Origin of the sequence: Nostoc sp. JL34 (assembly GCF_017114945.1) — a bacterium.
GTDB lineage: Bacteria > Cyanobacteriota > Cyanobacteriia > Cyanobacteriales > Nostocaceae > Nostoc.
Map to the genome: position 1 here is coordinate 45355 of NZ_JABXKQ010000162.1, position 13058 is coordinate 58412.

The 13058-nt window shown below is 40.8% G+C and carries 12 protein-coding genes; all 12 read left to right on the forward strand.

The features are described 5' to 3' along the window. Positions 1–63: 63 nt before the first annotated feature. On the forward strand, positions 64–1062 hold the full coding sequence (gene hpsC / locus HWQ44_RS29605) for a hormogonium polysaccharide secretion pseudopilin HpsC (protein WP_292725514.1): 999 nt from the start codon (positions 64–66) through the stop codon (positions 1060–1062). A gap of 38 nt (positions 1063–1100) precedes the next feature. Then, entirely contained in the window at positions 1101–1823 is a 723-nt protein-coding gene (locus HWQ44_RS29610; RefSeq protein WP_292725515.1) for a prepilin-type N-terminal cleavage/methylation domain-containing protein, read from the forward strand. Between the two features lie 196 nt (positions 1824–2019). Beyond that, on the forward strand, positions 2020–2979 hold the full coding sequence (gene hpsE / locus HWQ44_RS29615) for a hormogonium polysaccharide biosynthesis glycosyltransferase HpsE (RefSeq protein ID WP_292725516.1): 960 nt from the start codon (positions 2020–2022) through the stop codon (positions 2977–2979). 21 nt (positions 2980–3000) lie between these two features. Further along, a complete protein-coding gene (hpsE, locus tag HWQ44_RS29620) occupies positions 3001–3993 on the forward strand; it encodes a hormogonium polysaccharide biosynthesis glycosyltransferase HpsE (RefSeq protein ID WP_292725517.1) in 993 nt (330 codons plus the stop codon). Between the two features lies 1 nt (position 3994). Further along, positions 3995–5071: a glycosyltransferase gene (locus HWQ44_RS29625; protein WP_292725518.1), complete on the forward strand. Its 1077-nt coding sequence runs from the start codon at positions 3995–3997 to the stop codon at positions 5069–5071. Beyond that, a complete protein-coding gene (locus HWQ44_RS29630; protein WP_292725519.1) occupies positions 5037–5603 on the forward strand; it encodes a type II secretion system protein in 567 nt (188 codons plus the stop codon). The genes HWQ44_RS29625 and HWQ44_RS29630 overlap by 35 nt, the downstream gene beginning before the upstream one ends. A 32-nt stretch (positions 5604–5635) precedes the next feature. Beyond that, on the forward strand, positions 5636–6283 hold the full coding sequence (locus tag HWQ44_RS29635; RefSeq protein ID WP_292725520.1) for a TIGR04282 family arsenosugar biosynthesis glycosyltransferase: 648 nt from the start codon (positions 5636–5638) through the stop codon (positions 6281–6283). A gap of 473 nt (positions 6284–6756) precedes the next feature. Next, positions 6757–7599 (forward strand): HpsJ family protein, encoded by an 843-nt coding sequence (locus HWQ44_RS29640; protein WP_292725521.1) that lies wholly within the window; start codon positions 6757–6759, stop codon positions 7597–7599. A 368-nt stretch (positions 7600–7967) separates the two neighbouring features. After that, positions 7968–8876, forward strand: a complete 909-nt coding sequence (locus HWQ44_RS29645) for a glycosyltransferase family 2 protein (RefSeq protein WP_292725522.1) — start codon at positions 7968–7970, stop codon at positions 8874–8876. Positions 8877–9501: 625 nt separating this feature from the next. Beyond that, the gene (locus tag HWQ44_RS29650) at positions 9502–10266 is read left to right on the forward strand and encodes a DUF502 domain-containing protein (RefSeq protein WP_292725525.1); all 765 of its coding nucleotides are present in this window, start codon (positions 9502–9504) and stop codon (positions 10264–10266) included. A gap of 162 nt (positions 10267–10428) precedes the next feature. After that, positions 10429–11070, forward strand: a complete 642-nt coding sequence (nusB, locus tag HWQ44_RS29655) for a transcription antitermination factor NusB (RefSeq protein WP_292725523.1) — start codon at positions 10429–10431, stop codon at positions 11068–11070. A 254-nt stretch (positions 11071–11324) separates the two neighbouring features. Next, positions 11325–12995, forward strand: coding sequence for a signal recognition particle-docking protein FtsY (ftsY, locus tag HWQ44_RS29660; RefSeq protein ID WP_292725524.1), 1671 nt, complete (start codon positions 11325–11327; stop codon positions 12993–12995). Positions 12996–13058: the final 63 nt, after the last annotated feature.

Here is a 13058-nt window from a genome sequence, read left to right on the forward strand (position 1 = left end):
AACCCAGCAAACATAAATGATTTTATGACTCAGCATCTGTCATTAAGGAGAAACTGTAGCAAGATGAATATATTGAGGTGGCTGTTAAGTACTCAGCTAAAATCCTCTCAAAAGCAGAATAAAAATAGTGGCTTCACTCTGATTGAATTACTAGTGGGTATGCTCATTGCATTTCTAGTAATTACGCCGTTACTAGGTTTTATGATCAGCATTTTAAACACTGATGGACAGGAACAAGCCAAAGCCAACTCTGAGCAAGAAATTAAAGCTGCACTAGATTACATCACTCGCGATCTCCAACAAGCAATATATATATATGATGTGACTGGAATTGCCTGTCTAAGCGGTACTGTTGATGCTACTAATACTCCTAGTACTTGCCCAAATGCAAGTACAAATCAACTACCTAGCCCAACAGGTGGAGTTCCTGTGCTTGTCTTTTGGAAACGAGAGTTAGTTAGCCAAGCAATTACAATTGGCACTCAAAAAGATGATACTTTTGTTTACTCATTAGTTGCCTACTATTTAATTAAAGATACAAATACTAACTGGTCTCAAGCTGCCCGCATCGCCAGATGGGAAATTAAAGATGGCGTTCTAAATACTGCTGCTACACTAGGTGCTTGCGATGGATTTTCCACTGAAAAATATCTCCCATGTCCAGATAAAGGTTTTAAACCATTTGACTTGTCACAAAAAGGCGTAACATTACAAGCAAAAATGAATAGTTGGACAGGAGGAGGGACTTACGATCAAGTTCCCGTAGTTTTAATGGATTTTATAGATCAAACAACAATAGCACAGGGAGCGCCAGCAGGGACATGCTCTACTAACTTTAGTCAAGTTCCAGTAGCAGCAACCAGTGTCAGAACAGGATTCTATGCTTGTATAAATTCAGTTAGTGCAAATAATAGAAGTGCTGCTGAAATTTATTTAAGGGGTAACGCACAAGCTCGTTTAATACAAGATGAAACTAAAGTACGTTACGGTCAGAGCAAATCTAGTTATTTTCCGAGTTCAAACATTAAGGTTCAAGGAAGCAGCTTCATCTTTACCAAATAGCTTATATTTTTGACAAAGATTAATAAAAGCAGAATAGTATGTCCAATATTTCTAGTTTAAGACTATTAGATTATTTCCAGTTGCACAGTCTAAAAACAAAACCAAAACAGCAATATTTAGCAAATAGACCCTATACCGATGGCTACAATCAACAAGATGCCGGATTTAGTCTCATAGAGTTAGTAGTAGTAATGCTGTTAGTAGGAATTTTATCAGCGATCGCAGCTCCTGGTTGGCTTGCCTTTGTAAATCGACAACAGGTAAATAAGGCTAATGACGCTGTTTTCGCCGCACTGCAACAAGCACAACGCGAAGCTAAAAACAAAAAACTTAGCTACAGTGTCAGTTTTCAGAAAAATACCACAACTCAAAATGTAGAGGTTGCTATTTATCGTACCAATGCTGCAATCGCCACATGGACATGGAAATCTTTGGGGGCAGATGTAGGCGTTAGCTCTGATAAATTTCTGCTAGGTGCAAATCTCAGTGGTGAAAACGCTGCCAATTCTACTACTAATTCTCCTGTATCCTACCCTCCCCCAAGTACGCCAACAAAAATTACCTTTGACTATATGGGGACTTTACCCAATGCAAGCTTTGGAACAGTTACAGCCCCTTCGACAGAGCCTGCTGGGTTAAAAATAGTGGTAGCTGTACCAAGCTCTACAAATTCTACCTCGGCTAGTAGCGTAAAGCGATGCGTCATTGTGAAGACTCTCTTAGGCTCAATGCTCACAGCAAAAGACGATAAATGCAGTTAAGTACTTTAGGTAGCAATATTTATTCAAAAACACGCAATAATACTGTACATAAAACTGCATGTTGATAGCAAAATTGAAACATCATGTGCAGTTTTAATGTTTGATAGATTTATTTAAGAGCCAACTGATAAATTAGCCATTAGCTGAACATATAAAAAGCGTTCTAATCAAAATATCAAAATGTAACTTTTGTCAAATGACTGAGAACCTTGACTTTACTGTAGCTATCCCAACTTATAACGGTGAAAGTCGTTTGCCTGAACTATTAGAACGACTACAAAACCAACTTCACACCGAAAATTTATCTTGGGAAATTATAGTTGTAGACAACAACAGCACTGATAATACAGCTAAAGTTGTTCAAACCTATCAAAAAAATTGGCAGTGTCCTTACCCTTTAAAGTATTACTTTGAAGCCAAACAAGGCGCAGCTTATGCCCGAAAAAGGGCAGTTGCAGAAGCTAAAGGTAGATTCATAGGTTTTCTAGATGATGACAACTACCCAGTATCAAATTGGGTATCCGCGGCTTATACTTTTGGTGAAAAATATCCTCAGGCGGGAGCTTATGGCAGCCAAATTCATCCTGACTGGGAAGTAGAACCACCAGAAAACTTTCAGCGGATTGCTCCATTCTTGGCAATTACAGAGCGGGGTAATTTACCGCTATTATATGAAGCAGCTAAAAAATTACTACCTCCTTCTGCTGGACTTGTTGTTCGTAAACAAGCATGGTTAGAAAGTGTACCAGATAAGTCTATTTTAACTGGAAGAGTTAAAGGCAATATGCTTACCAGTGAAGACTTAGAAATGTTGTCTTACATCCAAAAATCAGGATGGGAAATTTGGTACAACCCAGAAATGGAAATTTCTCACAAAATCCCAAAGTTCCGTTTACAAAAAGATTATTTAATTCCGTTTTTTCGAGGTATTGGACTTAGCCGCTATGTAACTAGAATGATAAATATAAAACAGGTATATAGACCATTTGCTCTTTTACCTTATATGATAAATGACCTACGTAAAATCGCTTTCCACTTACTCAAATATCGAACTAAGCTCAAATATGATTTGGTTGTTGCTTGTGAAATGGAACTTTTTTTAAGTAGTTTCATTAGTCCTTTTTATCTTTGGAAAAATGGATATTTTAAAAAATAAATTATCAAAATATTAGGTATTATGACTGAATTAACAGTTGAAAGTTTAGATATTAGCGTAGCCATTCCTGCATATAATGGAGCAACCCGTTTACCTAAAATTTTGGATAAACTATTAACCCAGGTAGGAGTAGAAAAACTTAACTGGGAAATTATTGTTGTGGATAACAACAGTTCTGATAACACATCTGAAATAATCCAGAATTACCAAAAAATATATGATGGAAACTGTCATTTAAGATATTTTTTAGAAACCGAACAGGGAGCTGCTTTTGCACGACTCAGAGCAGTACGTGAAGCCAAAGGGCAGTTAATTGCATTTTTAGATGATGATAACTTACCTGCATCGGATTGGTTATCAGAAGCATATATATTTGGATTAGATCATCCTCAAGCAGGTGCTTGGAGTGGACAGATTCATGGTGATTTTGAAGTAAAGCCGCCAGAAAATTTTGAAAGAATTCAAGCTTTTTTAGCCATTAGAGAACATGGTTCAAATCCATATTTGTTTGATGCGGATAATTTAAGACTTCCTCCTGGTGCAGCGCTTGTTGTTCGGAAACAGGTATGGCGTGAAAATGTACCACAGCGGCCTAATTTAAGCGGGAAGCTGCCTGGTATTTTAGTGCAGGGTGATGACTATGAACCATTGCTTTACATCCATTATGCAGGCTGGCAAATTTGGTATAACCCTACCATGCATACTTATCATCAAATACCCCATTGGCGCCTTGAGAGAGATTACCTCCTAACTCTGGCACGCGGCTGTGGCTTGTGTATTTTCCAGTTACGCTTGATAAATACTAAAAATTGGCAAAAACCAATAGTGTTTATGAAAACTATTTTAGGGAATTTACGCCGAGCATTACAGCACCAGATTTCCTATAGAGGGCAATTTAAAAGTAATCTAATTGCTCTTTTTGAGATGGAATTTTACATAGCTAGTATGATGAGTCCTATCTACTACTTAAAATGTTATCTAGGTAGAGTATTAAAAAATAAGTTAGCCCTATAAAATGATGAAAACCAGTAAAAATTTGCCAAAAGTTTCTGTAATCATCCCTGCTTATAATAGTGAAAAAACTATTAAGCACACAATTGAATCTGTTTTAAATCAAACTTTTACTGACCTAGAATTAATTGTAATTAATGATGGTTCACAAGACTCGACTTTAGAAGTTGTAACAAAAATCCAAGACTCACGAATAAAAGTATTTTCCTATTCCAATGCTGGTGGAAACGTTAGCCGTAACCGAGGGCTACACCATTCAGTTGGAGAATTTGTTAGTTTCTTAGATGCGGATGATCTTTGGACACCTGATAAACTTCAGTCTCAGTTAAAAGCTCTGCAAGAAAACGTTAATGCAAAAGTTGCTTACAGTTGGACTGACTATATTAACGCAAATGGTCAATTTATACTTTCAGGTAAGCGCATTAATGTAAATGAAAATGTTTATGATAAATTGTTACTAAATAACTTTTTAGAGAATGGTTCCAATCCGTTAATTTGTAGAAAAGCTTTAATTACATTAGGTGGCTTTGACGAATCTCTAAATGCAGCTCAGGATTGGGATATGTGGCTGCGATTAGCCTCTAAGTTTGATTTTATATGTGTACCATCTGTACAAATCTTATATCGCATAAGTGCTAATTCAGTTTCTTCTAATCTTGTCAGGCAGGAAAAAGCCTGCTTGCAAGTACTTGAGAGAGCGTATAATGAAAAACCTTCTCTACGAGACGCTACGCGATCGACACTGAAGCATAGTTGGAATATAAGCCTAGCAAATTTATATAAATACCTGACCTGCAAAGCCCTACAAAAGCCGTTTAACCGGCAAAAAGGTTTAGCATCTGCTAGATTTCTGTGGAAGTATTTTCTTAATGACCCTTCAAGACTTCAGAATATAAATTTCACCTTAAAACTGCTATTGAAAATTCTCATAATTTTTATTTCGCCTACCTTGCTTTACAGTATTCTTAATCGGCGCGAAGTCAGAAGCCAAGAAGCTGAAACATTGCTCAATATATGGGTAGCTGAAAATCGACCAGAAAGTAAAAATGGATACCCAGGTGTATTTACGATCTCTAGTTAATGCCAAAAATCTTTGCAATAAGAACTCTAACAGTGGTTTTACCTTGCCAGAGATGTTAGTAGTTGTTGTATTAATTAGTATATTAGCTACAATCGGAATACTTAACTGGCTGGCTTTTGTGGAGACTCGCCGTCTCAACACTGCCCAAAACGAGGTCTATTATGCTATGCGGCAAGCACAAAGGCAAGCCACCAAAGATAAATTGACTTGGCAAGGTAGCTTTCGTGAACAAAACGGCATCGTTCAATGGGCAGTTCATCCTGCTACGGTAAACCCATCTAACGCTAACTGGAATAATCTAGATTCCAATGTGCGCTTAGATGAGGAAACAACTCTATCAGAGTCAAATGGCATCAAGCAAATCCAATTTGATTACAGAGGTAATGTCAGTAAACCACCACTAGGAAGGATCACGCTATCCAGTAAGTCCGGTGGCAAAGTTAAACGTTGTGTAATAGTTTCAACAATTTTAGGGTCAATGCGAACGGCAAAGGAGCATACTACAACCAATAACGACAAGTATTGCTATTAAGATATTTTTAATTGATTCAAACAAGGTATTGTGTGCTTAACTTACCAGCAAACCCGAAACAGCACCTAATTATTTTTACTCGCTATCCAGAACCAGGTAAGACAAAGACACGATTGATACCTGTTTTGGGGAATGTTGGTGCTGCTAATCTTCAACGTGAAATGACTGAGCATACAATATTTCAGGTTGAAGAATTGCAAAAAGCTATGGACATATCTGTGGAAGTGCGGTTTGCAGGTGGTGATTCACAACTCATGCAAGACTGGCTGGGGTTGGATTTGCTTTACCAGTCTCAAGGTGAAGGGGATCTAGGTTTGCGGATGGCGCGATCGCTTTTCGATGCCTTTCAATCCGGTAGAAAAAAAGTAATTATCATCGGTACGGATTGTCCTGGATTGAATGCCCAAATTCTAGCAACAGCCTTTGATAAGTTACAGAACTTTGACCTTGTACTTGGCCCTGCGATCGACGGTGGATATTACTTAATTGGTTTGCGCCAACCCATCCTGGAGTTATTCGTTAACATCGAGTGGGGTACTGCTCAAGTATTCCAGAAAACTGTGGACATTGCCCACAAACTTAATTTATTACATGTGAACTTGTTGCCTTTAGCTGATGTTGACCGACCAGAGGATCTGCCGATTTGGGAACAAGCCCTTGCAGGAGTGATCGAAAAATGAGGCAGATGAGAGAACTATAGAGATTTAGCGTTGCTCAATAAGGGGATGATTGAGGCTGATGCAAAGACACGGTGATTATTTTTGATCCATATTCCAAAATATCCTCTTATTCAGCAATGCGAGCGATTTTTGTATGGATGCAATTTCATTTTAGGGGTGTATATCTATCTGTGTGACCCTAGAAAATGCCTGTATTACGACCAATCAAGAACTGCTATAAGGGAGATCGGGTAATTAATGAGTCTTTTCCTCTAGCCCTGCATTAGCTTCGTATCTTAAAACACCAGGAATTTCCTGAAGACACTGTACATAACAAATGTTACTGTGGCCTAGTTGAAAACCAAGAGGCAGATAGCCTTTACCAGTATTGAATCTGCATTTGTGTTTCTACACAATAGTTACGCTCATGGGCACAATATTCAAGTAGCTTGAAATATGAAAATCACTCGTATTCACCGCCAGTTTGAAAAACTATGGTTAACCGCTTTGCTTCCATGAGTACTGCCCTCACACTTAAGGTAGTTGGACTAATCTGCATTTTGTCCTTTTTCGTTGACTTTTTCATTTTATTGTTACCCTTTCAACCTACTGATCGGGTGTGGCAAATCAACTTGGCAACAGCGCTAGTTGATCGGGGAATTGTTCCTTTAGTAGGTTTGGGGCTTCTATTTGCTGCCTATTGGATTGATAATGCTGATGCAGGAGGCGATCGCCCCCAAGGTATCGATTTAAGATTTCCCGCCTTGATCCTCTCAAGTATTTTAGGGTTGATGTTCTTGCTGATTTTTCCCCTGCACCTAAATAACGTCAATCAAGCGAAGACTCAAACACTCAACCGAATCACCCAAGAAGCAGATCAGGCAGAAAATCAACTGAACACTCGGTTATCGCAATTGCAAGCACAACTGAATACTGAGCAAGGAAAAGCGCAACTAGAGCAGCTGCGAAACCAAACCAAAGCTCAGTTTAGTGAAATCCTCAAAGATGACCAAAAATATAAGCAAGCACTTGAAAGCTCTCAAATTCCCGCAAATATAAAAGAGTTACTCAAGAAGGCTAAAACAAATCCCCAAGCACTTGACAAAGCTATTGAACAACAAACAGATATTCAGACGCTGCAAACTCAACAACTGAGCCAACTTCGCCAGCGCAGAGACGAAGCACAGAATCAAGCTAAAGATACTGCTTGGAAGTCTGGACTGCGGATTGGGATTAGCAGTTTACTGTTGTCTATTGGTTACATTATCATCGGCTGGACAGGCTTAAGAGGCAGGGGTGCTGTACAAGGTGGTAAACCTAGAGCTACCGCACGTTAATCCAGTATTGGCATGGCATTAGGATATATCCAAAAATTGTAAGATAACGCACGAGGCAGATAGCGAAGCGTTAGCAAGTCCGCGAACGTCGGGCAGAAGGCAGGAGGAAAGGAGTATGATTGATTACTTTACTTATGGATCAAAAACCCAGTTTAAAAATAAGAATTGTATCGAGACGCGCTGCGCTAACGCGTAGCGGCACGAATTGCGATACAAAGCTTTCACTAGCCTAAGTCTGACGTTTCGTGGGTTACTCCTGCCTTCTGCCTCTTGTCTCCTGAATGACGGATTATACTGCCATACGCCTAATAGCTAATAACAATAAAAAGACAATTATCACTGAGTAAAATCGCTATAAAACTTGGGTAATGTTCTCAATTTACATACTGACATATAACGAAGAGTTAGATATTGCTGCTTGTATCGAATCGGCGATGCTATCGGATGACATCATTGTTGTAGATTCATGCAGTAGCGATCGCACTGTGGAAATCGCCAGTCGCTATCCCATCCGCGTCGTTCAACACTTTTTTGAAAGCCACGGACGCCAACGCACCTGGATGTTAGAGTCTATCCCCCCGAAGCACGAATGGGTTTATATTCTCGAAGCTGACGAGCGGATGACACCAGAACTGTTTGCGGAATGCCAAAAGTCAAGTCAAAATCCAGACTACATCGGTTACTATGTAGCTGAACGTGTCATGTTCATGAATCGTTGGATTCGCTACAGCACACAGTATCCCCGTTACCAAATGCGACTCTTCCGCCACGGTAAAGTGTGGTTTACAGACTATGGTCATACTGAACGGGAAGTTTGTGAGGGTGCAACTAGCTTTTTAAAAGAAACATACCCACACTACACTTGTAGCAAAGGCTTGAGCCGCTGGATTGAAAAACATAACCGTTATTCTACAGATGAAGCTCAAGAAACACTGTATCAGCTAGAACAAGGGAAGGTTAACTGGCGAGATTTATTTTTTGGCAAATCGGAAGTTGAAAAACGCCGCGCCCTGAAAGATTTGTCTTTACGTTTACCTGCTAGACCGTTGCTACGGTTTGTATATATGTATTTTATCTTAGGAGGCTGTTTAGATGGACGTGCCGGAACCGCTTGGTGTACATTGCAGGCATTCTACGAATATCTGATTTTGCTGAAAGTCTGGGAAATGAAGTATTTACCACAACCTAATTTAGACGCAACAGCAACTCTGGCACAAGAGAATATACAACAGGTGCAGTGCGCGGATTCTGAAACTACACCGGTTGATGCAGCGTGAAGGAGACTGGAGATTAGAAGGATTTCCAGTAAATCAGCGATCGCAAAATCATAGGGGTACACAGATGTGCTACACAGAACCCTGACTTCTTTGAAAAGTCGGGGTTCTTATTTTTGATGATTCAAGGCTACCTAATAAGGGACTTCCAAATCAAAAAACATCCTAAATTTTCTAGTGGGATGGGTGTCCCCATCTGTCCTATATTTAGGGTGGGCAGGATACTCACCTACTAAATGAATAATTTATTTCTTGGAAATCCTTAATAAATTAATATTTTTAACAGAACATTTTCATAAAAGCCGCTCCTGCTCAAATGTGAGTAACTGAACAGATAAAATAATTTCTTAGTTTACTCAGTGGTACTTTCATAATCATGAGCAGCTTTTGATTGAGCGCGGTAGATTAGTAATACCTAAGAACTTGCAACAATCATTTACAAGTCTTACAAAGAAAAGTAACATCCTCTGAGAATAACCAGTCGCCATCGGATTGGTTAATGTCTATGTGTATGCTTATAGGAAAATAGCTGATTTACAGCAGCAGGCAACTTGCTAGCGTTTTAGACAGTTGCTTGCGGCAGAAATTGCCAAAGTTAAAGCCTTCGGAATTTGACGAATCTGCTGGTATGGATACCAATAACAAGAATTCCTCTAGCTTAAAACAGGAGAATCAGGGCTTGGTAATCGATCGCCTCAAACAGGACTTAAAAAACGACCTGATTGCTGGTTTGTTGGTAATAATTCCCCTAGCAACCACTATCTGGCTGACAATTACCATCGCGACTTGGGTAATCAACTTCCTCACCCAAATTCCCAAACAACTGAATCCCTTTGATGGGCTAAACCCGGTTGTAGTAAATTTACTTAATTTATTGGTAGGGTTGGCTGTACCTTTACTCAGTATTCTATTGATGGGTTTGATGGCAAGGAATATTGCTGGGCGTTGGTTGTTAGATTTTGGTGAGCGATTATTACAGGCAATTCCTTTAGCCGGACAGGTATACAAAACTCTCAAACAGCTTTTAGAAACAATACTAAAAGATTCTAATGGCAAGTTTCGTCGGGTAATTTTGGTAGAGTATCCCCGCCGAGGAATTTGGGCGATCGCTTTTGTTACTGGTGCAATCAGCAGTGACATCCAAGCCCAAATATCTCGCCCCGTGCTAAGTGTTTTTATCCCTACCACCCCGAATCCGACTACTGGATGGTACGCAGTCGTTCCTGAAGACGAAGTGGTCAACCTCTCCATGTCCATTGAAGACGCATTTAAAATAGTTGTATCAGGTGGCATTGTTGCTCCCAATACGTCCTTGGTTTTCCCCAAAGAGTCCATATTGGAAGTGAAACAGGACGAAATCAAGCAGCAGGTTATTTCTGTTGAAGAAACGTGAAGAAGGCAGAGTGCCATATTTCTCCTGCCTCTTTGGTTAAAATCAATCTGGCAAAGTCACAAGCAAATCCGTAAAGTTGTTGTTTGACTGTGCCAAAATTGATAGACTTATAAGTTTGTCCAGCCGAGTTAATCAGTTCTCGCACAATCACCCCTCAGTTTTATGCAACCTCGTAAACCCCAGCAAATTGCTCGTGAATTGGCGCTTTTAAGCCTTAGCCAATTGCCAGTTAACCCAAAGAAGTTAGATAAATTGGAAGACGATCAACTCGTATCCAAGTTGGTGCTAGGAGCAGTACGGACTCTGACCTCAGAAGTGCAAGATACCCTCGATAATGCCGCAGGTGAACTGCAACGCAGTAACGATCGCCTCTTAAGTAGCCAAACTCGGGCCTCCGACCTCAATACTGCTAGAACAATGCTTCAAGAAGCGATCGCCTGCACCCAGACAGCAATCAATCAGTTAGGTACGGCAGTTGATTTCCCAGTATTGATTCAGTTAGCTAATCAGGACAAGGGAGTTCGGAATTACGCTAAAGAGCTTGTGATTACCGTCAACGAAAATCGACACATTATAGATGAACTCATTTCTAGTGCCTTAGTAGATTGGCAAGTAACTCGCCTTGCCCAAATTGACCGCGATATCTTACAAATTGCTGTAGCAGAAATGAAGTTCTTAGGAGTTCCAGACAGTATCGCCATCAACGAAGCTGTGGAGCTAGCCAAACGCTACAGTGGAGAGGATGGTCATCGGTTTATTAACGGTGTTTTGCGCCGAGTCACTGAGCAGAAAAAAACTGCATAGTACCGCTGCGGAATTCATCATTTCTATACAGCCGTGGAGAAAAGTTTGTAGCCGCTTCTGCGGCTTATTCCAAGGGGAATTTCTCCCAAAGGGAGACTATGCGCGAACGCAAGGAACCTTCTGTTGTACCGATTTTACTTAAACTAGCGCCCAAAGGTGAGGATAACCCGGAAGTTTTCACCCCAAGAAAAAGTGCAAAGTTAAATTAAACTCATAACTTATAACTTATAACTCATATAACTAATACTGCTGCAATGGTTTTTAATTGGTTCCGTCGTCAACATAACGATTCCTCTAACACTTCCTCTGATCAGAAACAGGAAGAAATTCCTGCACAAGAACCCCAACCAGAGCCAGCCGAAACCTCAACACCAACTGCTGAAACTGCACCAGACACAACGGCAGACTTGTTGGCTTTTGCTAAAGCTGCCTACAAAAATATTCAGCAAAAACAGCAAGCCGAGGTAGTAGAAACCCCGCCTGATTCAGCAGATACCTTAGCACCATCAACACAGGCTGAAACCGCAGCAACAGCAATTGCGGAAATCATTGAACCAGAAGCAACTGAGGAACCTGTTAGTACAACTGTAGAAACTGCACAGCCAGAAGTTATCCAAACTGCTACTGAGGAAGAAATTACAGAAGATTCCTCACTGGCAGCAATTGCTGAACAGCCAGATGTCTCCAACCCAGAACTAACGACAAGTGAAGTTGAACCAACACCCACCGAACCACTAGCTACGCCAGAGGCAACACAGCCAACAGCACCAGCCACCTTATCCTTCTTAGAACGGGCGGCGGCAGAACGGCAAGCCAAGCTAGAACAACTAATAGCCACTGCCATTGAAGTTCCAGAACCGGAGGTAGTACAGCCAGTAGCTACAACCTCACAGACAGGAGAAGAAATTCCCGGATTGGTATTTGATGATGGGTTTGTCTGGTCGGCGAAAGTGTTAGCGGCTCAAGGTAGAAGTGCAGAAGACGTTTCTATTGAAGAAATTACCTGGCTGAAAAAGCTCCGGCAAGGGTTAGACAAAACTCGCCGTAGTATTCTCAACCAATTGAAGGCGATCGTTGGTCAAGGGCCGCTAAACCAAGCTGCTGTGACTGAAATTGAAGCATTGCTCCTGCAAGCTGATGTGGGTGTAGAGGCGACAGACTTTATTATCAATGCTCTACAGACAAAGCTTCGAGAAGAAGTTACTGCACCAGAAGAAGCGATCGCTTTCCTGAAAAAAATCCTCCGGGATATGCTGGATGCGCCAAGCATTACATCCCATAAAACTACCTTTACTCCAGAAAAAGAAACCTTAAACATTTGGTTAATTACTGGGGTGAATGGTGCCGGTAAAACCACTACCATCGGCAAAATTGCTCACCTAGGACAAAAATCTGGTTATAAATGCTTGATTGGAGCCGCAGACACCTTCCGCGCCGCAGCTGTGGAACAGGTGAAGGTTTGGGGTAGTAGAAGTGGTGTGGATGTAATTGCCAATCCGGGAAAGAATACAGATCCGGCAGCAGTGGTATTTGATGCGATCGCAGCCGCCCAAGCGCGTCAAACCGAATTACTTCTGGTTGATACCGCTGGGCGACTGCAAAACAAGAAAAATTTAATGGACGAACTCGGCAAAATCCGGCGAATTATCGACAAAAAAGCCCCCAATGCCAAAGTAGAATCTCTTTTGGTTCTAGATGCCACTTTAGGTCAAAATGGATTGCGGCAAGCCGAAGTTTTCTCTCAAGCTGCCCAACTGAGTGGCGTTGTCTTAACCAAGCTGGATGGCACTGCCAAGGGCGGTGTTGCTCTTGCCGTTGTGCAGCAGCTAGGTTTACCCATTCGGTTTATTGGTGCTGGCGAAGGAATTGAAGACCTGCGCCCCTTTTCGAGCTATGAGTTTGTCGAAGCTCTCTTAAGTGGCTAGTTGAAAAATTTGGAGTTAAAAATTTTTCTTGACAAACTGATAAATTTAGGGATAACTGATCTG